This is a genomic window from Flaviramulus multivorans (genome assembly GCF_021728415.1).
Taxonomy (GTDB): Bacteria; Bacteroidota; Bacteroidia; order Flavobacteriales; family Flavobacteriaceae; genus Sabulilitoribacter; species Sabulilitoribacter multivorans.
This window is the reverse complement of the sequence record NZ_JAKKDV010000005.1, coordinates 1-24,031: the sequence shown is the minus strand read 5'-3', so window position 1 is coordinate 24,031 and position 24,031 is coordinate 1. Positions and strand designations below refer to the sequence as shown.

Annotated in this window: 25 protein-coding genes and 1 pseudogene; 14 read left to right on the top strand and 12 right to left on the bottom strand. The window is 32.7% G+C overall.

The features are described 5' to 3' along the window. Positions 1 to 211: 211 nt before the first annotated feature. Entirely contained in the window at positions 212 to 481 is a 270-nt protein-coding gene (locus L3X39_RS11580; RefSeq protein WP_237231950.1) for a winged helix-turn-helix transcriptional regulator, read from the bottom strand. Between the two features lie 156 nt (positions 482 to 637). On the opposite strand from L3X39_RS11580, the gene L3X39_RS11575 reads away from it, so the two are divergent. Continuing rightward, positions 638 to 1,150, top strand: a complete 513-nt coding sequence (locus L3X39_RS11575) for a VOC family protein (protein ID WP_237231949.1) — start codon at positions 638 to 640, stop codon at positions 1,148 to 1,150. Between the two features lie 136 nt (positions 1,151 to 1,286). Here the strand turns inward: L3X39_RS11575 and L3X39_RS11570 are convergent, their stop codons facing one another. Both L3X39_RS11570 and L3X39_RS11565 read right to left on the bottom strand, forming a co-directional pair. After that, on the bottom strand, positions 1,287 to 1,889 hold the full coding sequence (locus tag L3X39_RS11570; RefSeq protein WP_237231948.1) for a trimeric intracellular cation channel family protein: 603 nt from the start codon (positions 1,887 to 1,889) through the stop codon (positions 1,287 to 1,289). An 82-nt stretch (positions 1,890 to 1,971) separates the two neighbouring features. Then, complete coding sequence (locus L3X39_RS11565) at positions 1,972 to 2,691, bottom strand: RDD family protein (protein WP_237231947.1); 720 nt, start codon at positions 2,689 to 2,691, stop codon at positions 1,972 to 1,974. A gap of 158 nt (positions 2,692 to 2,849) precedes the next feature. Here L3X39_RS11565 and L3X39_RS11560 point away from each other — a divergent pair, with 158 nt between their 5' ends. The 8 genes from L3X39_RS11560 (at position 2,850) to L3X39_RS11525 (ending at position 10,248) form a co-directional block, all read left to right on the top strand. Beyond that, complete coding sequence (locus tag L3X39_RS11560; protein WP_237231946.1) at positions 2,850 to 3,839, top strand: stage II sporulation protein M; 990 nt, start codon at positions 2,850 to 2,852, stop codon at positions 3,837 to 3,839. Next, the gene (locus L3X39_RS11555; RefSeq protein ID WP_237231945.1) at positions 3,836 to 4,561 is read left to right on the top strand and encodes a hypothetical protein; all 726 of its coding nucleotides are present in this window, start codon (positions 3,836 to 3,838) and stop codon (positions 4,559 to 4,561) included. Before L3X39_RS11560 ends, L3X39_RS11555 begins: the two co-directional genes overlap by 4 nt. Beyond that, positions 4,561 to 5,766 carry a DUF4350 domain-containing protein gene (locus L3X39_RS11550; protein ID WP_237231944.1) on the top strand — a complete coding sequence of 402 codons (1,206 nt, stop codon included), beginning with the start codon at positions 4,561 to 4,563 and terminating at the stop codon, positions 5,764 to 5,766. The genes L3X39_RS11555 and L3X39_RS11550 overlap by 1 nt, the downstream gene beginning before the upstream one ends. A gap of 2 nt (positions 5,767 to 5,768) precedes the next feature. Then, a complete protein-coding gene (locus L3X39_RS11545) occupies positions 5,769 to 6,836 on the top strand; it encodes an AAA family ATPase (RefSeq protein WP_237231943.1) in 1,068 nt (355 codons plus the stop codon). A 26-nt stretch (positions 6,837 to 6,862) separates the two neighbouring features. Next, positions 6,863 to 7,219, top strand: a complete 357-nt coding sequence (locus L3X39_RS11540; protein WP_237231942.1) for a DUF805 domain-containing protein — start codon at positions 6,863 to 6,865, stop codon at positions 7,217 to 7,219. 44 nt (positions 7,220 to 7,263) lie between these two features. Further along, on the top strand, positions 7,264 to 8,595 hold the full coding sequence (locus tag L3X39_RS11535; protein ID WP_237231941.1) for a DUF58 domain-containing protein: 1,332 nt from the start codon (positions 7,264 to 7,266) through the stop codon (positions 8,593 to 8,595). Positions 8,596 to 8,726: 131 nt separating this feature from the next. Further along, positions 8,727 to 9,149: a DUF2141 domain-containing protein gene (locus tag L3X39_RS11530; protein ID WP_237231940.1), complete on the top strand. Its 423-nt coding sequence runs from the start codon at positions 8,727 to 8,729 to the stop codon at positions 9,147 to 9,149. 157 nt (positions 9,150 to 9,306) lie between these two features. Next, complete coding sequence (locus L3X39_RS11525) at positions 9,307 to 10,248, top strand: LysR family transcriptional regulator (RefSeq protein WP_237231939.1); 942 nt, start codon at positions 9,307 to 9,309, stop codon at positions 10,246 to 10,248. Positions 10,249 to 10,274: 26 nt separating this feature from the next. Here L3X39_RS11525 and L3X39_RS11520 read toward each other — a convergent pair whose 3' ends face one another. From L3X39_RS11520 to L3X39_RS11510, 3 genes are all read right to left on the bottom strand, one after another. Then, entirely contained in the window at positions 10,275 to 10,472 is a 198-nt protein-coding gene (locus tag L3X39_RS11520; RefSeq protein WP_237231938.1) for a hypothetical protein, read from the bottom strand. Between the two features lie 122 nt (positions 10,473 to 10,594). Further along, a complete protein-coding gene (locus L3X39_RS11515) occupies positions 10,595 to 11,395 on the bottom strand; it encodes a TIGR00266 family protein (RefSeq protein WP_237231937.1) in 801 nt (266 codons plus the stop codon). Positions 11,396 to 11,461: 66 nt separating this feature from the next. Then, positions 11,462 to 11,917, bottom strand: a complete 456-nt coding sequence (locus tag L3X39_RS11510; protein WP_237231936.1) for a DUF4442 domain-containing protein — start codon at positions 11,915 to 11,917, stop codon at positions 11,462 to 11,464. Positions 11,918 to 12,076: 159 nt separating this feature from the next. Here L3X39_RS11510 and L3X39_RS11505 point away from each other — a divergent pair, with 159 nt between their 5' ends. The 4 genes from L3X39_RS11505 to L3X39_RS11490 all read left to right on the top strand — a co-directional run bounded on the left by L3X39_RS11505 (position 12,077) and on the right by L3X39_RS11490 (position 15,771). After that, entirely contained in the window at positions 12,077 to 12,523 is a 447-nt protein-coding gene (locus L3X39_RS11505) for a DUF4870 domain-containing protein (RefSeq protein ID WP_237231935.1), read from the top strand. 277 nt (positions 12,524 to 12,800) lie between these two features. Beyond that, positions 12,801 to 13,142, top strand: coding sequence for a PadR family transcriptional regulator (locus L3X39_RS11500; RefSeq protein WP_072402494.1), 342 nt, complete (start codon positions 12,801 to 12,803; stop codon positions 13,140 to 13,142). After that, the gene (locus L3X39_RS11495) at positions 13,139 to 14,938 is read left to right on the top strand and encodes a PspC domain-containing protein (protein ID WP_237231934.1); all 1,800 of its coding nucleotides are present in this window, start codon (positions 13,139 to 13,141) and stop codon (positions 14,936 to 14,938) included. The genes L3X39_RS11500 and L3X39_RS11495 overlap by 4 nt, the downstream gene beginning before the upstream one ends. Before the next feature lie 104 nt (positions 14,939 to 15,042). Next, positions 15,043 to 15,771 (top strand): head GIN domain-containing protein, encoded by a 729-nt coding sequence (locus L3X39_RS11490; RefSeq protein ID WP_237231933.1) that lies wholly within the window; start codon positions 15,043 to 15,045, stop codon positions 15,769 to 15,771. Positions 15,772 to 15,888: 117 nt separating this feature from the next. Here the strand turns inward: L3X39_RS11490 and L3X39_RS11485 are convergent, their stop codons facing one another. The 5 genes from L3X39_RS11485 to L3X39_RS11465 form a co-directional block, all read right to left on the bottom strand. Beyond that, entirely contained in the window at positions 15,889 to 17,136 is a 1,248-nt protein-coding gene (locus L3X39_RS11485; protein WP_237231932.1) for an NAD(P)/FAD-dependent oxidoreductase, read from the bottom strand. A gap of 1 nt (position 17,137) precedes the next feature. Further along, positions 17,138 to 18,145: a 4-hydroxyproline epimerase gene (locus L3X39_RS11480; RefSeq protein WP_237231931.1), complete on the bottom strand. Its 1,008-nt coding sequence runs from the start codon at positions 18,143 to 18,145 to the stop codon at positions 17,138 to 17,140. Continuing rightward, positions 18,138 to 19,868 (bottom strand): DUF885 domain-containing protein, encoded by a 1,731-nt coding sequence (locus L3X39_RS11475; protein WP_237231930.1) that lies wholly within the window; start codon positions 19,866 to 19,868, stop codon positions 18,138 to 18,140. Before L3X39_RS11475 ends, L3X39_RS11480 begins: the two co-directional genes overlap by 8 nt. A gap of 75 nt (positions 19,869 to 19,943) precedes the next feature. Then, on the bottom strand, positions 19,944 to 21,527 hold the full coding sequence (locus tag L3X39_RS11470) for an aldehyde dehydrogenase (NADP(+)) (RefSeq protein ID WP_237231929.1): 1,584 nt from the start codon (positions 21,525 to 21,527) through the stop codon (positions 19,944 to 19,946). 101 nt (positions 21,528 to 21,628) lie between these two features. Next, positions 21,629 to 22,552 (bottom strand): dihydrodipicolinate synthase family protein, encoded by a 924-nt coding sequence (locus L3X39_RS11465; protein ID WP_237231928.1) that lies wholly within the window; start codon positions 22,550 to 22,552, stop codon positions 21,629 to 21,631. Positions 22,553 to 22,686: 134 nt separating this feature from the next. Between L3X39_RS11465 and L3X39_RS11460 the strand changes: the two genes are divergently transcribed. Further along, the gene (locus tag L3X39_RS11460) at positions 22,687 to 23,532 is read left to right on the top strand and encodes an AraC family transcriptional regulator (protein WP_237231927.1); all 846 of its coding nucleotides are present in this window, start codon (positions 22,687 to 22,689) and stop codon (positions 23,530 to 23,532) included. Positions 23,533 to 23,880: 348 nt separating this feature from the next. Here the strand turns inward: L3X39_RS11460 and L3X39_RS11455 are convergent. Then, a pseudogene (locus tag L3X39_RS11455) lies at positions 23,881 to 24,031 on the bottom strand (fructose-6-phosphate aldolase); the annotation flags it as partial.

The following is a 24,031-nucleotide window of genomic DNA, read 5'->3' as shown; positions in this document are numbered from 1 at the left end:
TACTTCCAAAAATCCTCGCAACTACTTCTAGCCGAGACCGTTAAACGAATATTCCAAATTATACGATTACATGATTGCATCGCGTTAGGGGTTGAAGCGAGTTACCGTGTAACGCAGAAAGCCCGACCCCGTTTATCTTGAACTTATTTCAGATTGAAAAAAGTTATATTATGTAGTTAACATATTTGAAATCGAGACTACTCAATTAATTCTAATAGTCATCAGAACCCCATTTATCTAAACGTCTTAAAATATCCTCAAGAGATTTTCCTCTATTAGTTAATCTATATTCCACTTTAGGAGGCACTACTGGAAAAACTTTTCTGGAAATAAGTCCATCCTTTTCTAAATCTCTTACTGTTTGTGTAAACATTTTATTTGAAATCCCTGGAATTTTTTTCTGTAATATTCCTGAACGTAAACCGCCTTCTAATAAATGAAATAAAATTAAAGGTTTCCATTTTGTTCCTATTAAATTCATCGTATAATTTAATGGACAGCTATTATCTTTATTCAAAATTAAACTATATATTATTGATTATCTGCATTTTACTCGTTTAGGTAACTATACTACTTTTTAGTAAGTTATTGCCAATTAGACAAATATAGATTATTTTTGCAATCTAAAATATAACTTATGACAATTAATAAAAATTATCCGAAATCATTTTCACATATAGGGATAACAGTTCCTAACATCGAAGAAGCAGTAAAATTCTACTCAGAAGTAATGGGTTGGTATATAATTATGCAACCTTCAAAAGTTAAAAAAGAAAAGGAAACTGCTATTGGTCAAATGTGTATTGACGTTTTTGGCAACGATTGGGATGAATTTGAAATTGCTCATTTAGCAACTTCGGACGGTATTGGAATTGAATTATTTTCCTTCCCGAACGGAATTAAAGAAGCACCTGAATTTAATCCTTTCAATACTGGTCTCTTTCATTTTTGTGTACAAGACCCAAATATTGAAGAACTCATTGATAAAATTTTGTCTTATAGAGGAAAACAAAGGATGCCAATCAGAGAATATTATCCGAATGAAAAGCCTTTTAAAATGTGCTATGTTGAAGACCCCTTTGGAATTGTTTTTGAAATCTACACTCATAGTTACGAACTGACATATTCTTCAGGTGCCTATTCAAAATAAAATCCAAGAGGCAACGCGGTATATATTTAATTACGCTTTATAATAAAACAAAAGTTTCTATGTGTTTGCGTTAGGGATTGAAGCAAGTTACCGCGGAACGCAAAAAGCCCGACCTTTAGGTAACGCCAAAATAATTTTACTCTTTATAAATAGTTGGTAAGGCTATTTTAAATTTTACAGCTAGTATTCTGGTTACGATAACTACAACGCCCGCGATTATAAAAACGATATTGTTTTCTATAGGTGATTTGCTTAATAAAAAATAGGTGATACCACCCAAGATACAGGCGGTTGCGTAGATTTCTTTTCTAAAAATGACAGGAATTTCGTTACATAAAATATCGCGAATAACACCGCCAAAACTAGCTGTCATGGTTCCTAAAGCAATACAAATTATAGGATGCAAACCGGCATTGATACCTTTTTCGATACCTATTAAAGTGTACAGCCCAATACCAATAGTATCGAACAAAAATAATGAGGTGCGTAGGTAATTAATTTTGCTACGGAATAGGATAGCGAATATGGCTGATGCTAAAATAACATAGGTAAACGTTATATCTTGCATCCAACCTACTGGTGTATTGCCTATTAATAAATCTCGAAGTGTTCCACCCCCAACGGCAGTAACAAAGGCAATGATGAGTATTCCAAACAAGTCCATTTTTTTATGAATAGCTACTAAAACACCTGAAATTGCAAAAGCAATGGTTCCTAAAATATCAATAGTATAAAACATAGTTTTTTAATTAATAAGATCCTGAGACAAAGTTCAGGATAAGCGATTCACACAATTTTGCTTAATAAAATTGGATCTCTGCTTACATATCTTGGGTATAAAAATTATAGTCTTTTAAAATTACATCTATAAACTCCATATCCGTTTTATGTTTAATGGTTTTTATACCAACTACTTCCATAATCTTAGACCGGAGTTTTATGAGGGTTTGGTAGTCTTTAGAGGCTTTTGCCACCGTAAACGTTTCTTTAATAATACGTGCATCGTTATCGGATAATTTTATAACATTAGGATAGGTAGGTTTATAGTCCTCTTTCAAGTTTTCAAGAATGGTATGACTAATATTTACGCTATCTTTTAATCCGATAACGGCTGTTCCTGCTGCCATATCGCCCAATCGTTGTGTTTTTTTATTGAAAAGCATCACGAAAAAGCCCAATCCAAATATATATATATCTACAATTCTAAAAAACCACCTTACTACATAATCGGCCAAAGAGGCTTGATAGCCATCAATCTTCACCACTTTAATTTTCATAACGCGCTTGCCAATGGTTTGTCCTTGTAATAAGGATTCCAACGCCAAAGTATAAAACATTACCGGGAAACTTAATATGGTATTAATGCCAATTTGAGACCATTCATCCATATTATCAAAAGCGCCAACCGTCCAGTTTAAAACCAGCATATACCCTATTTTTATAGCGGTATCAATTAGGAATGCCAACAAACGTTCACCTGCTCCTGCGGCATTGAACATTATTTTTACATTTTGGGTCGTGTTAATTTGTAACTCTGACATTTTATATTTTAATTTATCAAAAATACATGAATTTATTCATTTGGAAATTTAAAAAGAATGCATGAATAAATTGCATAGATTAACGAAGTGGTTGCTGAAGTGAAACTAAATTTTGTAGTTTTTTAGATGCAAAATTCAGTTTTTTACAGAAGAAATATATGAGGGAAGTTTCATTCATCAAACAAAATAAGGAAAAATGGTTAAGCTTTGAAAAAGCTGTCTTTAATAATGATTTTAAAGACCCCGATGAATTGGCTTCGCAATACATTCATTTAATAAACGATTTAGCTTACGCACAAACCTACTATCCTAAAAGCAAAGTAATAGTTTACCTTAACCAGTTAGCAGCTAAAGCGTTTCAAAAAATTTATAAAACTAAACGGGAAGACACCAATAGAATTGTTGGTTTCTGGAAAACTGAAGTGCCTTTAATTTGCTACCAATACCGAAAATTTATTTATATAGCGTTTATAATCTTTTTTTCCTTTACGTTTATTGGTGTTATTTCGGCAGCCAACGATGGTGAGTTTGTACGTTCGGTTTTAGGAGACAACTATGTTAATATGTCTTTAGAAAATATTGAAAAAGGCGACCCCGTTGCGGTCTATAAAAGCGGTAGTAATTGGGGCAGCTTTATTGGTATTACCATAAACAATTTACGGGTTGGCATTATAGCCTTTGTTTTTGGTGTTTTTTTAGGAATTGGCACCTTATACATTATGTTTAAAAACTGTATTATGTTAGGCTCTTTTCAATATTTCTTCTATGAAAAAGAAGTGTTTTGGGAAAGTGTTCGTGGAATTTGGATTCATGGTTCCATGGAAATATTTGCTATTGTTATTGAAGCCGCAGCGGGCTTAATTTTGGGCGCAAGTATCTTATTTCCAGCAACACATTCAAGGTATACATCGTTTAAAATGGGTGCAAAAACTGGCATTAAAATTTTAATAAGCACCTTTCCGTTTACCTTTTTCGCTGGCTTTTTAGAAGGCTTTGTTACACGTTATTCTAACATTATGCCACATTGGTTATCGGTTGGAATTATCCTCATTACATTAAGCATTATTAGTTATTACTACCTTATATATCCTTTTAAAGTTCAAAAAGAAATTACTCAAAATCCGCACCTAATCTTGTCTAATTCTTGAAGATAAAAACGTTACATATAGTATGGTTTTGGGTTTTAATGCTTTGTCATTATCAAAGCTTGTTCTGTGCAAACACATCGCAAGAACCTCAGCAAATTAGACAGTTTGAAAACGACTTCAAAGAACGTTATTCAGGTGAAAAATATAATTATGAGGGTGATGCCATTGTAACCAATACACCATCCGGTTCTGGTAAATATGAAGCCTATAAAACTGCTGAAGACCGAAGAAAAGAGCGTAATAATCAAGATGATTTTTCAATAAATCTTGGTCCGTTAAGTTGGTTGTTTTATTTAGCCATAGCATTAGCCGTTATTTATTTGGCATACATATTATTTAATGAAGGTGGTTCTGGCTTATTTTCATCAAAACAACACAAAAAAGTAAATGGTTTTGAGGAAATAACCGCTGAAAATATTGAGAATGCCGATATCGATGCTTTAATAAAAGATGCGGAAACCAATAATAACTTCAGGCTAGCCATTAGATACTATTACTTACTGGTTTTAAAAAATTTAAGTTTAAAAAGCTACATAAAATTTGAAGACGACAAGACCAATAGTGAATATCTAAATGAAGTAAGCACAACGCCTTTTAATGATAAGTTTGTTTATACGTCATACCTCTACAATTATATTTGGTATGGTGAATTTTCGGTTAATTTAGAGCAGTATAATAAAGCGAAAAGCAATTTTATAACCCTTTTAAATCAGGTGAAATAATGAAAAAAGTTTTGCCTATACTTATCATAATAGTTGCTTTAATAGTTACGGCGTCATTAGCCATTAGTATTAAACGGACAAAAACGGTTGATTGGGAAGAATCCTATGATGAAAAAAGTAACAAACCTTATGGTGTGAGCGTTTTTTACAAGGAATTACCGAAACTTTTTAAAGATTATAAAGTAAGAACCGTTTACCACCAACCCGCTAGTTATTTAATCGCCAATTCGGAAGATGGTTATGGTGAGCATGTTGCCGAAGGGAGTTTTATTATTATAGGAAATTCCGATTATTTAGAAGATGACTCGGTTGACGAGTTATTAAATTTTGTTGATGCTGGTAATACTTTGTTCATTTCAGATTATAGCTTCTCTCAAAAATTGCATGACACGCTTTATATAAGTACCGATTTTATAGAAAACGAGAAAGATAGCATCTCTCATTTATCTTTAAAATATGTGAACATAGATGATATTTTGATTGATAGAAATGAAGGTGATATGTATTTCTCTAGTTTTGATTCAATTAATTATAGTATTCTAGGGTATTCCAAAATAGATTATTTACATCCAAATTTTTTACAAGTTCCTTTTGGTAATGGTAATATTTATCTGCATTTAGAACCAAAAGTCTTTACTAATTACAACCTTTTAAAAGAAGATAGATATAAATATGTAGAAGGTGTAATGTCTTATTTACCCGCAAACGATGTGTATTTTGATTCTTATACTAAGATACAAACTGGATATGATGGTGACGTTGAAAAAGAATCAAACCTGAGTTGGTTTTTAGAGCAATTATCTTTCAAATGGGCTTGGTATACAGCCCTTGTTTTCGGAATCCTTTTCATGATTTTTAATGCGAAGCGCCGACAACGTATCATAAAAATCATTAAACCTTTACAAAATACGACGGTGGCTTTTGTTAAAACGGTATCAAATCTTTACTTCGAAACTCAAGATCACAAAAACCTAATAGATAAAAAAATAACGTACTTTTTAGAAAAAATAAGAAACGATTATAATTTAGACACTTCCGTTTTAGACGATGTATTTACAGAAAAACTCACTTTAAAAACAGGAAAGAAACACGAGGATGTTAAAAAGCTTGTGGATTTTATAAATTGGTTGAAATCTAAAAACGAGTTTTTTGAAGAAAACTTAGTAAAATTAAACAGACATATTGAAGCATTTTATTCAAAATAATTATGGACGAAAATAAAGAATCACAGGACCCGAAAGACACAAAACCAGAATCTGAGTTGCTTTCATCTATCGATAGCAGTGCTTTAGATGACAATGCGGATTTACAATTTAAAAACCGATTGGATTTATCCGAACTTCAACAAAGTGTCAACAACATAAAACAAGAGGTAGGAAAAGTTATTGTTGGGCAAAAAGATATGGTGGATATGCTTATCGCATCGCTTTTAGCTAAAGGGCATTCGCTTATTGAAGGTGTTCCAGGAGTTGCAAAAACCATTACCGCGAAATTGTTGGCAAAATCGTTAAGCGTAGGATTTAGTCGTATCCAATTCACACCAGATTTAATGCCTAGCGATATTTTAGGAACTTCGGTTTTCAATTTAAAAGACTCGGAATTTGAGTTTAAAAAAGGTCCTATTTTCTCCAATATGATTTTGATTGATGAAATTAATAGAGCGCCGGCGAAAACGCAAGCAGCCTTATTTGAAGTTATGGAAGAACAACAAATTACTATTGATGGTAACAAGTTTATGTTAGACTCACCTTTTATGGTGTTAGCAACACAAAACCCTATAGAACAAGAGGGAACTTACAGATTACCTGAAGCGCAGTTAGACCGTTTTTTGTTTAAAATAGATGTGGACTACCCTAATTTAGATGATGAAATTGAGATTATTACAAGAGAACATCAATTGAAAGACAAAGTTAAAACGGATGAAATCACCTCGTTTTTAACAGCAAAACAAATTTCGGAATATCAACACTTAGTGGCTCAAATTTTGGTTGAGGAGCATTTGCTTAAATATATTGCACAACTTATTGTTGCCACAAGAAGCAATCCTTTTTTATACTTAGGCGCTTCACCAAGAGCATCTATTGCCATTTTAAAAGCTAGTAAAGCATTTGCAGCCATGTCTGGTCGTGATTTTGTAACTCCAGAAGACATAAAACGAGCGGCTATTCCTGTGTTACATCATAGAGTTATAGTTACACCAGAGCGTGAAATGGAAGGTGTAACTAGCAAACAAATTATAAAACAAATTATTGAAACGGTTGAGATACCACGATAGATACTAACCAAAGAAAACCAAAAACCATGTTTAAAAACCCATTTTCATTTACCGGAAGAATAAGAAGAACAGAATACGGATTAAGTTATTTAATTTACTTGTTAATTTACATAGGAGGAGGATCAATCATTGCTAATTTAGATGATTCCTTTTCCATATTAATCTTTTTTATATGGATACCATTATTATGGTTCCTTTTGGCGCAAGGAGCGAAACGATGTCATGATAGAGGTAACAGTGGATGGTTTCAAATCATACCATTTTATGGACTTTGGATGCTTTTTGGAGATAGTGACTATGGCGCTAATGAATACGGGGCTAATCCAAAAGGTCACGGAAATCATGAAGATATAGACGAGATTGGAAAACCTATTGAAAACTAATAAAACTATTCCGTTTTAAACAAGAAAAAGCAATAACAACTAGAATGAAATTTTTTAAACCCTTTTACATACAACCCCGTTTTTTTTATGCTGGTATTGGCATTGTGGTATTGTTTGCTTTAAGTTATTTCATCCCAGTGTTATTTAATATTGCACAACTTTCAATTTTAGTTTTAGGACTTCTTTTTGTTTTAGATTTCCTTATAATATTTGTTGGTAAGAACAAAATTGAAGCCAGCAGAATATTACCAGATAAATTTTCTAATGGTGATAATAATTTGGTAAAATTACATCTCAATAACAATTACCCAATTACTATTCATTTAGAAATCATTGATGAAATACCTGAGCAATTTCAGGTTCGAGATTTCAAGTTAAAAGACACCATTTCTTCTAGAAAATCAAAGTCAATAAGCTACAGCCTAAAACCAACTGAACGTGGCGAATATTACTTTGGCAATTTAAATGTGTATGCCTCGTCTGTTCTAAATATAGTAGCAAAACGTTTCACTTTTGAAAATGGTGCTATGGTACCAACCTACCCTAGTTTTAAGCAATTGAAAAAGTTTGAACTATTAAATATTAATCAAAATTCTTTGGAATACGGACTTAAAAAGGTGCGCCGTTTGGGACATTCTATGGAGTTTGAACAAATTAAAGATTATGTTTTAGGTGATGATTTACGCACGATAAATTGGAAGGCCACAGCCAAAAAAAACCAACTAATGGTAAATCAGTTTCAGGACGAAAAATCGCAACCTGTCTATTCTATAATTGATAAAGGACGCATCATGAAAATGCCTTTTAATGGATTAAGTCTTTTAGATTATGCCATAAATTCCGCCTTAGTTATCAGTAATGTGGTTTTAAAAAAGCATGATAAAGCTGGTATGTTTTCATTTTCTAAACGTATTGAAAATGTTGTGGTTGCAGAAAGACGGAGCTCGCAAATGCAACTTATTTTGGAATCGCTTTACAATGTTAAAACCGATTTTTTTGAAAGCGATTTCAGTAGATTATATAGCAATATTAAAAGGCATATTACACACCGTAGCCTTATTTTAATGTACACTAATTTTGAGACTTTAGATGGTTTAGAACGACAACTACCCTATTTAAAAGCTATTGCAAAAAGCCATTTATTGGTCGTTATTTTCTTTAAAAATACCGAGCTGAATGATTTAATTAAAAATAAAGCAGAAACCTTACAACAAGTTTACGATAAGGTAATTGCAGAAAAATTCGCTTTTGAAAAACGCCTTATTGTGAATGAGCTAAAAAAATATGGCATCTATTCTATCTTAACAACACCAGAGAATTTAACTATTGATACCATTAATAAATATCTGGAAATTAAGGCTCGAGGGCTTCTTTAGTAGTTATTTGCATTTACTTTCATCTTTAAACAACATTTCATCATACTAAATCTACAGTTCAGTAATAACAATTATTGAACTTAAGTTTAGTGTTAGATATTTGAATTGTTAAACAAAATAAACCATATATCATGAAAGCACTATCATTAATCATCACACTATTATTATCAGTAACTTTTAGTTTTTCGCAAGAAGAAAAAACGGGACAATCCATCACTGTCACTATCGAAAACATTACTAACAACAATGGCAACGTATTGCTATCGTTACACACTGAAGAAACCTTTATGAAAGGTCCGGGAATTCAAAACTTAGAAAGCAAAATTGTTGATGGCAAAATTTCTATCACTTTTGATAATGTAGAACCTAGAACTTATGCGATTATGGCATTACATGACGTTAATGAAAATAGACGTATGGATTTTGAAGAAAACGGTATGCCTAAAGAGTCATATGGCATGTCGAACAATCCAATAAGCTATGGTCCACCGCAATATGCTCAAGCGAAATTTGATTTAAAAAATGAAGATTTGGAAATGAAAATTGTTTTCTAAGCCTTTAAACAGCATTAAAAAAAAAAAAAGCGACTTTGAGAGTCGCTTTTTTTATGCTCGATTACCAACAAAGTGAGTAAGTTTAATTTATTATTAACATCTGTTTCCATAAGTATTATTGATAGTTTTTGTAATTTTATAACCTAAATTGATACATATGACTATTACTCAACTATACTATGTTTTAGCAGTTGCTGAAAATCAAAACTTTACTAAAGCCGCTGAAAAATGTTTTGTTACGCAACCTACATTAAGTATGCAAATTCAGAAACTAGAAGACGAGTTGGATGTGCAAATTTTTGATAGAAGTAAAAAACCCATTGAGCTTACAGATGTTGGAAAAAAAATTGTAAACCAAGCAAGAAATATAGTTAATGAATCGTATAGAATTCAAGATATTGTAGACCAGCAAAAGGGGTTTATTGGTGGTGAATTTAAATTAGGTATTATACCCACAGTAATGCCTACTCTATTGCCTATGTTTTTAAAAACTTTTATTAAAAAACACCCGAAGGTAAAACTAAAAATAGAGGAGTTAACTACCGAAGAAATTATAGCAAGGATAAAAGAAGGTCATTTAGATGCTGCCATTGCAGCAACGCCTTTGGAAGATGAATCAATTAAAGAACGGGTTCTATATTTTGAACCATTTGTTAGTTACATACCTAAAGGGCATAGACTTTATACAAACAAAAAAATAAATGTAGATGATTTAGATGTTGATGATATGCTATTGCTTGAAGACGGGCACTGTTTTCGTGATGGTGTACTAAATATTTGTAAGGTTTTTAAAAACCATTTAGATGACAAGTTTCAACTAGAGAGTGGTAGCATTGAAACCTTAGTAAAGTTATCAAACGAAGGATTAGGTATGACACTTCTTCCCTATTTACATACTTTAGATATTAATGATGAAGAAAAAGAGAACTTGCATTATTTCAACGATCCTGCTCCCGCCAGAGAGGTAAGTATTATATACCATAAAAGCGAGTTAAAAATGCAAATTATAGAATCATTACAAGATGTAATATCTGGTATTATTAGAGGTGCTATTGCGTTTCAGGATGTAAAAATTATTAGTCCATTACCAACAAAATAAAAAAGCGACCAATTGGTCGCTTTTTTTTATGGTTTTAAATAAATTAAACATTGATTTAATTCTGGGTTTTGCTGTACAAGAGAACGAATAAATATTTTAAGCTCTTCAATCTCATAAGGCAATAAACGGGTTAAGGCCTTTTGTACTTCTTTGCAAAACAACGTAGCGTCAAAACTAACTTTATTAAGTACAGTTTTGGTATACTCAAGCATTGCTCTAGCCATGTTATTTTAAGGTTTAGGTTTGTAATGTAAAAGTAGAATTTGGTATAGGCTCCTTTTTTTATTTAACTGTTAAATTTAATAAAAAATTGTTTGCCACCTTTAAATTATGGGATATTTAACATTTAAAATCGATTATCTCCATCTAATAAGTCTCCTAAACCACCTAATATACTACCTTCTCCTTTATCTTTTCCTCCACCTCTAGGAGCCGATGCTAATACACGACCAGCAAGCCTACTAAATGGTAAAGATTGCACATAAACAGTCCCTGGGCCTTGTAGTTTTGCGAAAAATAAGCCTTCGCCACCAAACACCGTGTTCTTAATACCACCGACAAATTCAATATCGTAATCCACTGTTTGATCAAACCCGACGATACATCCAGTATCAACTCGAAGCGTTTCGCCAACTGCTAATTCCTTTCTTGCCATGGTACCACCAGCATGAACAAAGGCCATACCATCACCTTCTAATTTTTGCATAATAAACCCTTCGCCACCAAAAAGTCCACGTCCCAGTTTTTTTGAAAATTCGATGCCAACGCTTACTCCTTTTGCGGCACATAAAAAGGCGTCTTTTTGACAAATGAATTTACCACCAAATTCCGTTAAATCAATGGGTATAATTTTTCCAGGATACGGTGAGGCAAATGACACGTTGCGTTTACCAACTACGGTGTTATAAAAGGCTGTCATAAACAAACTTTCCCCTGTTAAGATTCTTTTTCCAGCCCCCAATATTTTACCAAGAAACCCGGAATCCTTTTGAGAACCATCTCCAAAAATAGTTTCCATTTTAATACCATCGTCCATCATCATAAAACTTCCTGCTTCGGCTACAACGCCTTCGTTAGGGTCTAATTCTATTTCTACGTATTGCATTTCTTCGCCGTAGATTCTATAATCTATTTCGTGTGCTGTCATTTTATATGTTTTTTGTTGATTCTTTTATATGTTGAATTATTTTAAATTTTGTTACAAAAAATAAAGCTAACTTTTCTTCTTTATACTCCATTCAAAATTAAAGGTAGAAACCACAACACCTTCTTCGTTTACTCCTACAGATTGCATCCACAAAGTTTGTCCTTCACCAGTTTCTATGGTTTTTTTTATGGCTTCGTCAATTAAGTGTCCGTCATTACACGTAAAAGTAATTCTGCCTGTTGCCTTTTTTGTAAATGTTGCGTTGTTAGTAGTTACCAACATTGATATACGTTTTCCTGATTCTTTAATTTTGCTCATCATTAAAGCGCCTGTTGAAAACTCCGCAGCCATACCTTGAACTGCCCAAAACATAGATTTAAATGGATTTTGGTTTATCCATTTATGCTTTACTGTAACAATACATTTGCTATCATCAATATGTTTAGTTCTTACACCACAGAAATAAGCTGATGGTAATTTAAAAATAGTAAAAGTGTTAAGTTTTCTGGGAGTTATTTTCATTGTTACTGGTTAATTTTTTGACTAAGTTATGAAATAATCTTTCATCTTAAAATGTTAAATATATGTTAATTTTTAGTACTATGTGTAACAAAGTACCTGTTTTTAGACATATATTTGTATAAGAAACTATTATATGTTTTAAATCAATCGAAAAAAATCATGTTAGACAATCATCAAAAAAACATTGCCACTTTTATTCACCTTTCTACATTTAGTAGGTTTTTTATTCCGTTTGGAAACTTTATAGGTCCTATTATATTATGGGTTGCAAATAAAGACAAATCGGAGTTTATAGATGCTAATGGAAAGCAGGTAATAAATTTTCAAATGAGTATTTTGCTCTACGCCATTATTATTGGAACCTTAACTATTCCGGTTTTCATTTTTAAAATTTTTAACGGTATTGACTTTATAGATTTTCATGGTTTTGAAAATTTTAGCATAAATATTGGCAAGCCATCACCATTACTATATATAGGTGGTATACTTGGTGCTTTTGCCATTTTAGCCTTTATTATTGAATTGGTTTTAATTGTAATAGCCAGTTTAAAAGCGAGGGATGGTGAAGTTTATAAATACCCATTAACCATTAATTTTTTAAAATAATAGTAATGTTTAAAATATGCGTTAGGGATTGAAGCGACATCCTTTTTTAAGGAACAAGAAAAAGATATAGCGTAACATTTATGTTCATGAATTCAAAAATATAAAATAATAAAGCATGAATAAAAGCCCGACCCGATAGTGTAACGCCCATTTCTTGATACAATTCTGATAAAAATCAGAATCACTCGAAATGACAAGACAATAAGAATTTCATCAATAATCATCAATCAAATCAATCAAAAAATGAACAGTTTCACCACATTAAACGAATGACACTATGAAGATAGAAAACACAAAAGCACAAATGCGTAAAGGCGTTTTAGAATTCTGCATACTCTCGGTCTTAAAAGATGAAGATGCGTATGTAGCAGAAATTTTAGACACACTTAAAGACGCTAAGTTGCTAGTAGTAGAAGGAACCATTTATCCGCTACTTACACGACTTAAAAATGCAGGTCTTTTAAATTACCGATGGGAAGAATCGACCTCGGGACCTCCAAGAAAATATTATGGTTTAACAGAAACAGGTAAGCTGTTTTTAAAAGAATTGAATACAACTTGGAGTGAATTACACAATGCAGTAACAATAGTAACAAGCCAAAAAACAACAAAAAAATGAATAAAACAGTCAACATAAATTTAGCAGGTATATTTTTTCATATAGATGAAGATGCATACTTAAAATTGCAGCGCTATCTTGAGGCTATAAAACGTTCATTCACTGACTCTCAAGGTCGATCTGAAATTATAGCAGATATAGAAGCTCGTATTGCAGAACTTTTTAGCGAGCGTGTAGAAAACGACAAACAAGTTATACGTATAAAGGAAGTAGATGAAGTTATCTCTATTATGGGACAACCCGAAGACTACTTAGTTGATGACGAAATATTTGAAGATGAGCCAAATGCATCGTATTCAAAAAAATCATCCTCATCTACATCCAACAGAAAACTTTTTAGGGATACCGACAATTCTTATGTAGGTGGTGTTTCGTCTGGTTTAGCGCATTATTTTGGTATTGACGCCATATGGATTCGTTTAGCTTGGATTCTTTTAATTTTTGGAGCAGGTACAGGTATTTTACTTTACATTTTGCTTTGGATATTAGTACCCGAAGCCAAAACCACTGCCGAAAAAATAATGATGACTGGTGAGCCAGTGAACATTAGTAACATTGAAAAAAAAATAAAAGATAGCTTAGAAAACGTTACTGAAACGGTTAGCGATGTAGCAAAAAATGTTTCAGAATCAGTATCAAGTGCAGCTAAAAGTATCGATGTAAAAAAAGGAGCTAATAGTATAAAATCATCCTCAAGAACTTTTTTTGATACTATAGGTGATATTATTATGTTTTTCTTTAAAGTATTTGCCAAATTTATTGGCATCATACTTATCATCGTTGGCGCATCAGCTTTAATTGGGTTGATTATTGGTCTGTTTTCAGTAGGAGTTGCGGACATTATTCATGTTCCAGGTTTAGACTTAGTTGATATTGCTAATGCAGGCAACACACCTATTTGGTTAATATCTTTATTAGCGTTTTTTGTCGTAGGAATTCCGTTCTTTTTCCTATTCTATTTAGGCTTAAAAATTTTAATAAACAACCTAAAATCCATAGGCAATATTGCAAAGTTTACCTTATTAGGTATATGGTTAATATCAATTATATCATTAATTATAGTAGGAATCAGACAAGCTAGTGAATATGCTTTTGATGAAAGTTATATTGAAAAAACAGAGTTGCCTATTATGGCTAATGATACCTTAAACATTAGAATGGTAGGTAATGACAATTTTAACCCTAACTTTTACAGAAACAATCATAGTTTTAAACTTGCGCATGACGATGATGGTAATAAAACTATATACTCATCAGATGTAGATATCCGAGTTAAATCTACTACAGATTCTGTCGCAACTATCGCTATTGAAAAAAGCGCAGATGGTAGGAGTTATGAAATTGCTAGAGAACGTGCTAAAAATATAAATTACAATTTCGATTTTAGGAATAATACGTTATTATTGGATTCATATCTTACAACAAACCCTGAAAATAAATTTAGTGATCAAGAGGTAGACGTGGTTTTATATTTACCTGAAAACAGTGTGGTTTATTTTAATAGCAGTACAAAACCATTTCTTTATTACAGAAATTATGAAGGCAATATTATTTCGAGAGAAAACACTAATCATTACATGAAAATTCTGTTTGATGAGGCCGAATGTTTAGATTGTCCTGAAGATGACTTTAATGTAAACGTTGATACACCTGGATTAAAAATCAATAAAGAAGGTGTTGAAGTTAAGTCAGAAGATGGTAGCTTAAAAATTGACGGAAAAGGCCTAAAAGCAAAATCCGAAGATGTAAAAGTGAATATCGATTCTAACGGCATTGAAATAAAATCAGATAATTAACAGTTCATCATTAAAAAACAACAATTCAGATATTTAAGTTATTCATCAAACGCAATTTATAAGATATTTGAATTACAAATAAAATCAATCAAAACAAAAATATTATGACAACACTAATTAAATTCATTGTAGCCGCAGTATTAAGCTTAACGCTTTTTTCATGCAATTTTGATATTAACCTTAACTCGGGAGTTACAGGAAACGGCGATGTAATAACAGAAAACAGAACCTTAAATGAGCCTTTTAGTACCATATCTGCTTCTGAAGGTTTAGATGTTTACTTAACGCAAAGTGATAGTGAGAGTTTAACTGTTGAAGCTGATGAAAACCTACATGATTTGATTCTTACTGAAATAGAAAATGGTGTTTTAAAAATTCACACCAAAAAAAACATCGGTAAAGCTTCTTCTAAAAAAGTTAAGGTAAGCTTTAAAGATATTTCAAGTATCATTTCAACCAGTGGAAGCGACGTTTATTCTACAAATACTATAAGTGTAGAAAATTTACAATTAACTTCTACAAGCGGTAGCGATATGAAATTAGATGTAAACACATCTGTTTTAAATTGCAAGTCAACTAGCGGAAGCGATATGCGATTATCGGGCAAAACCACTAAATTAATAGCTTCAGCTACTAGTGGTAGTGATATTAAAGCAGCTGATTTAATTGCAGAATCGAGTGAAGTTACAGCTACGAGTGGTGCTGATATTACGGTAAATACCTCAAAAGAGTTAACTGCCAAAGCTACAAGTGGCGGCGATGTTAGATATTACGGAAACCCTGAAAAGGTTAATAAGAGTGATAGCTCGTCAGGTAGTGTAAGACAACAATAAAAACCAACCATATTAATCAACCAAAAAAAGGTTCAAATTAGTACTAATTTGAACCTTTTATAATTTTACCTGTTAAGACACTCTTTAGAATAATTCAATGAGAGTTATTATAACTAATTAAAACTTTCTGTCTGGATTAAATGTTTGTAAGTTTAGTGTAGTTTTAGTCTCTGAAATGACCTCTGAAACTAATTTACCTGTTGCTGTAGCCATACTCCACCCCATCATTGCGTGACCCGTTGCTATTGTTAGGTTTTTACATTTTGAGGATTTGCCAATATATGGCAATCCATCTGGTGAAACAGGTCGTAACCCACATTGAGCCTGTTCTTTTTCAGAATCAGTTATTTTTATTTCAGGATAGTATTTTGATGCGGCTTTGGCGATGGCATCCACTCTAACTTTATTAATTTCATGGCTAATACCCGCAATTTCCATAGTACCTGCAAAACGTGTAAATCCATTCATAGGTGTAACTGCCACTTTCGATTCGCATAAAATGGCTGGAATAGAAATATTCGTTTCTCTTTCTACATTTATTCGATAACCCTTACCTGCTTGTAATAAAAGATTCAAACCTAGTTTTTTACTCAAAATAGGGCTCCACGAACCTGCTGCCAGTACAAACTCATCCGCTTTTAAAACTTGTTTATTTGTTTTTATTGAAGCAATAGCTTTATTAGTCACTTCTATATCTTCAACTTTTTCATTTGTATAAAAAATAACACCTGCATCTTTTAGATATGCTTTCATCTCTTTCATAAATTCATGTGGCGTACTGTGTGAATCACATTTAAAATAAATAGCTCCTTTTACATCTATATTAACTTTAGGTTCTATTTTTTTAAGTTCAGATAAACTTATTTCTGTAGCCTCAAGGCCTTCCCGTTTTGCCAAATGAGCCGTTTTTATTTCTTCCTCAAGCATTTTATCCGTTTGGCACAACATGAGCAAACCCTTTTTCTCATAATGAAATGAAAAATGTTCATTATGCTTTATATCGTCATATAAATCTTGACTCCATACAGAAATATCTTTTATTACCGGAATAGCTTTATTTACGTGCTTTTGGGAGCAAGATTTATTGAAAGCCCATACCCATTTTAAAAAATCGATATTCAATCGAGGCTTTATATAGAGAGGACTAGAAGGGTTAAACATCCATTTAAATCCTTTCCTCATAACTCCTGGTGCCGATAAAGGAATAATATGACTGGGTGATAAATAGCCCGCATTAACATAAGAAGCTCCTGAATCAAGATTAGATTGGTCAACTATAATAACTTGATGTCCTTCTTTTTGAAGATAGTATGCAGAACATAATCCTATAATTCCGCCACCTATAACAATTACTTTTTTACTCATATTAAATTACCTGAAAACCGTAAGCATAAGGATCATCTTCATCAATTGTAATGGTATTGTGTCCATAAATTTTTGCCCAACCTTTAATACTAGGAATAATAGCTGGTTTTCCATTTAATTCGGTTACCTCCTCTACACAACCAATAAATTTACTACCAATAAAACTTTCGTGAATATAAGGTTCTCCGTTTTTTAATTTACCCTTAAAATATAACTGAGCCAAACGTGCCGAAGTTCCTGTTCCGCAAGGACTTCTGTCAATAGCTTTATCACCATAAAAAACAGCGTTCCTGCCTGATGATGTTGGATCTATAGTATTACCTGTCCACAACAAATGGCTTACATCTCTGATAGAGTCATTCTCTGGGTGTACAAACATATTTAAATACTTCTCATTAATTCGTTCCCTAATAACTTGTGAATACTGAACAATTTTTGAAGCCGAAAACGCATGAATGCCTTCAAAATTTTTCTGTGGATCAATAATTGCATAAAAGTTACCGCCATAGGCAACATCAAAAAATATCTCACCTAATTCGGGGCATTCAACCGTTAATTCTTCAGCAGCCAAATAACTTTTAACGTTAGTTAGTTTTACCCAATCTACTTTATTTCCTGTTTGTTGGTATTCAATATTTACTAAACCAGCAGGAGCTTCCATCTTTATTTTTCCAGGTATTTTCGGAGTTACCAAACCCTCTTCAATCGCTATTGTTATGGTTCCAATAGTTCCATGTCCACACATAGGTAAACATCCAGAAGTTTCAATAAACAGAATAGCAAAGTCGTTTTCAGGATTATGAGGTGGATATAAAATACTACCGCTCATCATATCATGTCCACGAGGTTCAAACATCAAGCCCTTCCGAATCCAATCATATTCTTTTAAAAAATGCTGACGCTTTTCACTCATATTCTTACCGAAAAGCTTTGGACCTCCTTCAGTTATAACCCTTACTGGATTCCCGCAAGTATGCGCATCAATACAAACAAATGTACTCTTATTCATTTTTTACTCTTTCAATATAATTTTGAACTCGATTTTCTAGAATTGACAATGTCACGGTACCTTGTTCAAGAATAACTTCGTGGAATGTTCTAATATCAAATTTTGAACCTAATTTCGCTTCTGCAAGCTTTCGTAATTCCCTAATTTTAAGCTCACCCATTTTATACGATAATGCTTGACCTGGCCATGAAATATAACGATCTGTTTCGGTATTAATTTCATGCAACGACAAAGCCGTATTGGACGCCATATAGTTTACAACTTGCTCTCTAGTCCATCCTTTGGCATGAATCCCCGTATCAACTACTAAACGACAGGCACGCCACATCTCATAAGTTAATTGTCCAAATTTTTCATAAGGAGTTCTATACATACCCATTTCATCGGCTAAAAATTCTGAATATAAACCCCAGCCTTCTCCATAGGCGGATAAGTACAGGTTTTTTCTAAACTTTGGAATACTATCACCCAACTCATTGTTTAAGCTACCTTGTAAATGATGTCCTGGAACGGCTTCATGAACCGTTAAAGCTGGTAACGTGTATAAGGTTCTACTTGGTAAATCGTAAGTGTTTACCCAATAATACCCCGGATCTGTGCTTTCTTTTTTAGTTCCAATATATCGTCCACTAGTATATTTAGGTGCAATGGCATCGGGAACAGGTGCTACTCCATACGGTTTTCTGGGTAACGTTTTAAAAAATCTTGGTAATTGCGCATCTGCACGTTTTGATATATCACGCGCAATCATTAATAATTCTTCAGGTGTTTTTGCAAAGAATTGCGCATCCGTTCTTAAAAACTTAAAGAAATCTTCAAAACTACCTTCGAAATTTAATTCTTTTATAATTTTTTCCATTTCTGATTTTATACGCGCCACTTCTTTTAATCCTATTTGATGGATATCTTCAGCCGTATATTCACTGCTAGTTGTATAAAAATTAATCCTATTTTGGTAAAAAGCTTTGCCATTAGGCGTTTCAAAAACACCAAGAGTTCGTCTTGTTTTTGGGAAATATTCGGTTTCAAAGAATGTTTTAATGCGCTTAAACTGAGGCGTTACTTTTTGTTCAATAAGCTCCTTAGCTACTGCAAGCACCGAATCCTTTTGAAACTCAGACAAATCACTCGGCAAATCCTTAAATGGGGAATAATAAAAGCTTTCCTCATAATTTTCGACGATATTATTATCATAAGTAGACTCATATCCTTTAAAAATAACTACTGGTTGCGAGCCCCCTTTTTCTAAACCTTCTCGCAAATTTGAAAAGTGTTGATCTACAAACTCTGGAATTGCATTAAGTGTATTAATATAATCTTTAACTTGTTGATAATTCGTAAGTGGTCTTACTTGGTATGTTAAATTACTATGAAATCCAGCATCGGATAAAATGGGATTTAAATACCTTTCAAACTCATAAAAATCTATTTTGTCCTGAAGTACAAATTTTAAAAGCTCAACGGAAATTTGGTGTGTTTCACTTAGATAATCAGAGTTTATTTTCGATAGTTTGCTTAAAGTTTCTTGAGCATATTCAGCCTCTGCTTTGTAATATTCTTTTGTAAAAATACCCAAGGGATATAATTCTTCGTCATAGCCTTTATGATCGTGATAATTATCAATAATAGCTTCTAATCTAGATGACTCAGTTTTATGTTTATCTTTTCCGCAGCTAATTACTAAACATAAACAGCATAAAGGAATAAATTTTATAAATTTCATCTGTAAATATTTATTTTTTAAGTCATAATAATTTCTAATCACCATTATTTTAATTGGTCTTAATTAACAGATATTTCATAAACTGCCTTTGGTTTGTTTATTGTTTATCAGTCTTGTAATTTTTAAAGGGTTCTCATTTTTAAGAGCATTTGGTAACATTGAATTTGGCCAATCTTGATAACTAAACGGTCGTACCCAACGCTTTATAGAATGAATCCCGACTGCTGTAAAACGACTATCCGTAGATGCTGGATATGGACCTCCATGAGTCATGGAAGGGCACACCTCCACACCTGTTGGAACACCATTATATATAAGTCGTCCAACTCTATTTTGTAATGCTGAAATAACTTCAGAATATTTAGAGGTTTCACTTTCTTCAGCAATCATAGTACCTGTTAATTGGCCTTCAAGTTTAGAAATTATATCTTTAAGTTGTACTTCGTTATCACATTGAACTACTATAGAATAAGGTCCGAAAACCTCATGATGCAATGTTGGATTTTCTAAAAACACTTGACCATTAACCGTTGCAATCGTTTGTTTAGCATAATTTGCTGGTACATCAGAATCATAATTCGCCGCAACCTGTACCTTGCTTTCAGATAAGGCTTTACTTTTATTTTTTTCGAAGGCATGAGCAATATTTGAATGCAACATGCAAGTAGGTTCAATTTTTAAAATCTCATCGGATAAATTTTTAATAAATTTATCTAAGGATTCTCCTTTTATACCCAATATAAGTCCTGGGTTTGTACAAAACTGACCTGTACCTAATGTAATAGAGCTAGCATAGGTTTTAGCAATAGACTCCAAGCGTACTTTTAAAGCTTCGGGCAAAATAATAACGGGATTTATACTTCCCATTTCAGCAAATACTGGAATAGGTTCATTGCGCTGTGAAGCTAAATCATATAATGCACGACCGCCTTTTATGCTACCAGTAAAGCCAACCGCCTTAACTTGCGGGTGCTTTACTAATTGTGACCCAACTTCAATACCGCTACTGTTCAAGTTTGAAAATACTCCGTTGGGCATTCCAGTTTTTTCTGCTGCTTTAATAATTGCAGATGCTACCAACTCACCAGTTCCAGCATGCATAGGGTGTGATTTTACAATAACAGGGCAACCCGCTGCTAAAGCTGCTGCTGTATCGCCTCCTGCAGTTGAATAAGCTAAAGGGAAATTACTTGCTCCAAAAACAACTACTGGACCAAGAGGAATTAGCATTTTTCGTAAATCGGGTTTTGGTGCTGGTTCTCTATTTTGAACAGCAGTATCTATACATGCTTCAACCCAAGAGCCCTCTTTTACTAAGTCAGCAAACATATGCAACTGAAAAACGGTACGCCCACGTTCGCCCTTCGCACGACCTTCTGGTAATCCTGATTCTTCGCAATAGGCTTTTATAAGCGCATCATCTAAAGTTAAAATTTCGTCGGCAATGGCATTTAGAAACTCCGCTTTATCTTGTCCTGAGACATCTTTAAACTTTTTATATGCTGACGTAGCTAAACTGAGTGCTTCTTGAATTTCTACGGTGGTTGCTTCAGTAAAAACGTGCTTATTTTCACTATTTAATTGCGGATTAAACGTTTTATATGTTTTGCTTCCTTTTGCAGATAGTTGATTTCCTATATAGTTTTTTCCTGTAATCATAGTTTTTTTTGTGTTAGGGATTAAGGCAGTTGTTTGAGCTCTCACAATATTTATTGGGAAGTGAGCGCCGAAAGCCAGACCACGCTACGCGTGGGAACACCCTAATTATTTAAATTTTTATATTCTGGTAACGTTGGTCTTATCGCAATGGCGTCTTCAATTATTTTAGTAATTTTCTTGCGCTCCTTGCCTCTTAAAACCAATCGTGGTGCTCTTACATATTCAGAACCAATTTTGGTGTAAACCGATGCTAACTTTATGTACTGTACTAATTTAGGGTTTATATCTAACTCTAACAAAGGCATAAACCAACGATAAATTTCTATTGCTTCTTTTATTCTGCCGGCTTTTTGCAATTCGTAAATAGCTACGGTTTCTGCGGGAAATGCATCCACTAAACCAGCTACCCAACCATCTGCACCTATAAGTAAACTTTCTAGAGCCAGCGTGTCTACACCTGTTAAAATGGCTAACCTATTTCCAAAACGGTTTTTAATTCTGGTGATATTTGTAGTATCTCTGGTAGATTCTTTTACTGCTTGTATGTTTGGACAGGCATCTATAAGTTCCTCAAACATATCTAAAGTCACCTCTATTTTATAATCTACAGGGTTGTTGTAAATCATAATTGGTAATGATGTACTATTTGCAACAGCTTTAAAATACTCAACAACTTCTTCGTCGCTCGCCTTATAACGCATAGGTGGTAACATCATTAAACCTTTAGCACCATCTTCTTGGGCAACTTTAGCTAAATTAATTGCAGCTTTAGTGGTTTGTTCTGCAATATTCATTAATACAGGCACTTTCCCATTTACAAATTTAACGGCTTCACGTGTTAAAATACGCCTTTCTTCGTCGGTTAATGTACTAGCTTCACCAAGTGTACCCCCTAAAACTATACCATGGACTCCAGCATCTAATTGTGCTTTAATATGGATTTTGAACATTTCTAGGTCCAATTCATCATTAGCTGTAAATTGTGTTGTAACCGCAGGCATTACGCCATTCCATATCATACTCATAGTCTTGCAATTTAATTCTTCAAAATTACAAGTAAATAACTTTCAGAAATAATGAATGATTATCCAATATTTATGAAATATTATCCTTTAATAGTATATTTAACAAATTTTTGAATATTATATGCATAATATAAATGAAAGTATTGCCATTTAAAATACCAAAACCAGATTCAGATTCTTTAATTTTTCAAGTTGACAAAGACATTAAATTTTACGATAAGTTGCATCAACATGAAGAAATTCAAATAAGTTTTGTTGTGGAAGGTGAAGGTACTTTGCTGGTAGGTGATCGCGTTAACTACTATAAAAAAGGTGATGTTTTGGTAATTGGAGGTAATTTACCTCATGTATTTAAAAGTGATTTAAATGCTTCTGAACAATCATATATGCTTTCTCTCTTTTTTACTGAATCGTCATTCGGAGATCATTTTTTTTATTTAGAAGAATTAAAGGAAATTAAACCCCTTTTTAAAAAAGCCATTCACGGGTTTAAAGTTTTATCAAGAAATAAATTACTTGCTGACTATTTTTCAAAACTCCACAAAGTTTCGAAGCTAGAGAGGTTTATTATTCTTCTAGAAATTTTAAAAATATGTACTTACGCAAAGTCCGTAAATTTATCGTCCTTTCAATACAATAAAAAGTATACTGATAATGAAGGAGAAAGAATGCGAAATATATTTGAATATACTATGAACCATTTTGAAAAAGATATCTCATTACAAACCATTGCCGACGTTGCAAACATGACCAAAAATGCATTTTGCAAGTACTTTAAAAAAAGAACTAATAAAACCTATTTTCAATTTTTAAACGAATTACGCATTGAAAATGCTTGCAAACTTTTAATTAAAAACCAAGATTTATCGATAGCTTATATTGCAGAACAATCTGGATTCAATAATATTTCGAATTTTAACAGACAGTTTAAGTTTATAAAAAAGCATTCGCCATCTAAATACAGAAAAGTTGGTGTGTAAAATGGAGCTATCATCTCTTTACGCCGCGTTTATATCAAATTAAAGTAAAAACCTTGCTAAAGAGAGTAAACTTTCTAAACAAGGCTTCCATTTTAGATTGTCGGGATGACAGCCTCAGAACAACAAACACAACTATTTATATTTCAATAAGTTATGTTGTTGTTTTTATGACTAGACACCTATTTAGACACCTTTTTACAGTTCTTTAGCTTTCTAATATAAAAGTAATACAATTGATGTTAAATGGTTATAAAAAACGTTAAATTTATTTACCTAGTACTTTCCTCTAATAGTTTTAATTATATTATTGTTATAATTTGAGTAAAGTAACGGTTTTACAAAAATTAACTATTGATTTCCTTTTTTATAGTCTTCCAAAAATTTAGCCAAACCAATATCTGTTAATGGGTGTTTTAATAACCCTTTTATTGCTGAAAGTGGTCCTGTCATAACATCACTACCTAATTTAGCACAATCTATAATGTGCATTGTATGACGT

Excerpts from the sequence above, each read along its gene's own strand:
- L3X39_RS11550 (WP_237231944.1), top strand. The coding sequence starts at position 4,561 with ATGAAAAAAGTTTTGCCTATACTTATCATAATAGTTGCTTTAATAGTT.
- L3X39_RS11570 (WP_237231948.1), bottom strand. The coding sequence starts at position 1,889 with ATGTTTTATACTATTGATATTTTAGGAACCATTGCTTTTGCAATTTCA.
- L3X39_RS11580 (WP_237231950.1), bottom strand. The coding sequence starts at position 481 with ATGAATTTAATAGGAACAAAATGGAAACCTTTAATTTTATTTCATTTA.
- L3X39_RS11540 (WP_237231942.1), top strand. The coding sequence starts at position 6,863 with ATGTTTAAAAACCCATTTTCATTTACCGGAAGAATAAGAAGAACAGAA.
- L3X39_RS11515 (WP_237231937.1), bottom strand. The coding sequence starts at position 11,395 with ATGACAGCACACGAAATAGATTATAGAATCTACGGCGAAGAAATGCAA.
- L3X39_RS11465 (WP_237231928.1), bottom strand. The coding sequence starts at position 22,552 with ATGAGTATGATATGGAATGGCGTAATGCCTGCGGTTACAACACAATTT.
- L3X39_RS11575 (WP_237231949.1), top strand. The coding sequence starts at position 638 with ATGACAATTAATAAAAATTATCCGAAATCATTTTCACATATAGGGATA.
- L3X39_RS11560 (WP_237231946.1), top strand. The coding sequence starts at position 2,850 with ATGAGGGAAGTTTCATTCATCAAACAAAATAAGGAAAAATGGTTAAGC.
- L3X39_RS11520 (WP_237231938.1), bottom strand. The coding sequence starts at position 10,472 with ATGGCTAGAGCAATGCTTGAGTATACCAAAACTGTACTTAATAAAGTT.
- L3X39_RS11500 (WP_072402494.1), top strand. The coding sequence starts at position 12,801 with ATGAAGATAGAAAACACAAAAGCACAAATGCGTAAAGGCGTTTTAGAA.
- L3X39_RS11545 (WP_237231943.1), top strand. The coding sequence starts at position 5,769 with ATGGACGAAAATAAAGAATCACAGGACCCGAAAGACACAAAACCAGAA.
- L3X39_RS11530 (WP_237231940.1), top strand. The coding sequence starts at position 8,727 with ATGAAAGCACTATCATTAATCATCACACTATTATTATCAGTAACTTTT.
- L3X39_RS11525 (WP_237231939.1), top strand. The coding sequence starts at position 9,307 with ATGACTATTACTCAACTATACTATGTTTTAGCAGTTGCTGAAAATCAA.
- L3X39_RS11475 (WP_237231930.1), bottom strand. The coding sequence starts at position 19,868 with ATGAAATTTATAAAATTTATTCCTTTATGCTGTTTATGTTTAGTAATT.
- L3X39_RS11460 (WP_237231927.1), top strand. The coding sequence starts at position 22,687 with ATGAAAGTATTGCCATTTAAAATACCAAAACCAGATTCAGATTCTTTA.
- L3X39_RS11485 (WP_237231932.1), bottom strand. The coding sequence starts at position 17,136 with ATGAGTAAAAAAGTAATTGTTATAGGTGGCGGAATTATAGGATTATGT.
- L3X39_RS11490 (WP_237231933.1), top strand. The coding sequence starts at position 15,043 with ATGACAACACTAATTAAATTCATTGTAGCCGCAGTATTAAGCTTAACG.
- L3X39_RS11470 (WP_237231929.1), bottom strand. The coding sequence starts at position 21,527 with ATGATTACAGGAAAAAACTATATAGGAAATCAACTATCTGCAAAAGGA.
- L3X39_RS11565 (WP_237231947.1), bottom strand. The coding sequence starts at position 2,691 with ATGTCAGAGTTACAAATTAACACGACCCAAAATGTAAAAATAATGTTC.
- L3X39_RS11505 (WP_237231935.1), top strand. The coding sequence starts at position 12,077 with ATGTTAGACAATCATCAAAAAAACATTGCCACTTTTATTCACCTTTCT.
- L3X39_RS11480 (WP_237231931.1), bottom strand. The coding sequence starts at position 18,145 with ATGAATAAGAGTACATTTGTTTGTATTGATGCGCATACTTGCGGGAAT.
- L3X39_RS11535 (WP_237231941.1), top strand. The coding sequence starts at position 7,264 with ATGAAATTTTTTAAACCCTTTTACATACAACCCCGTTTTTTTTATGCT.
- L3X39_RS11510 (WP_237231936.1), bottom strand. The coding sequence starts at position 11,917 with ATGAAAATAACTCCCAGAAAACTTAACACTTTTACTATTTTTAAATTA.
- L3X39_RS11495 (WP_237231934.1), top strand. The coding sequence starts at position 13,139 with ATGAATAAAACAGTCAACATAAATTTAGCAGGTATATTTTTTCATATA.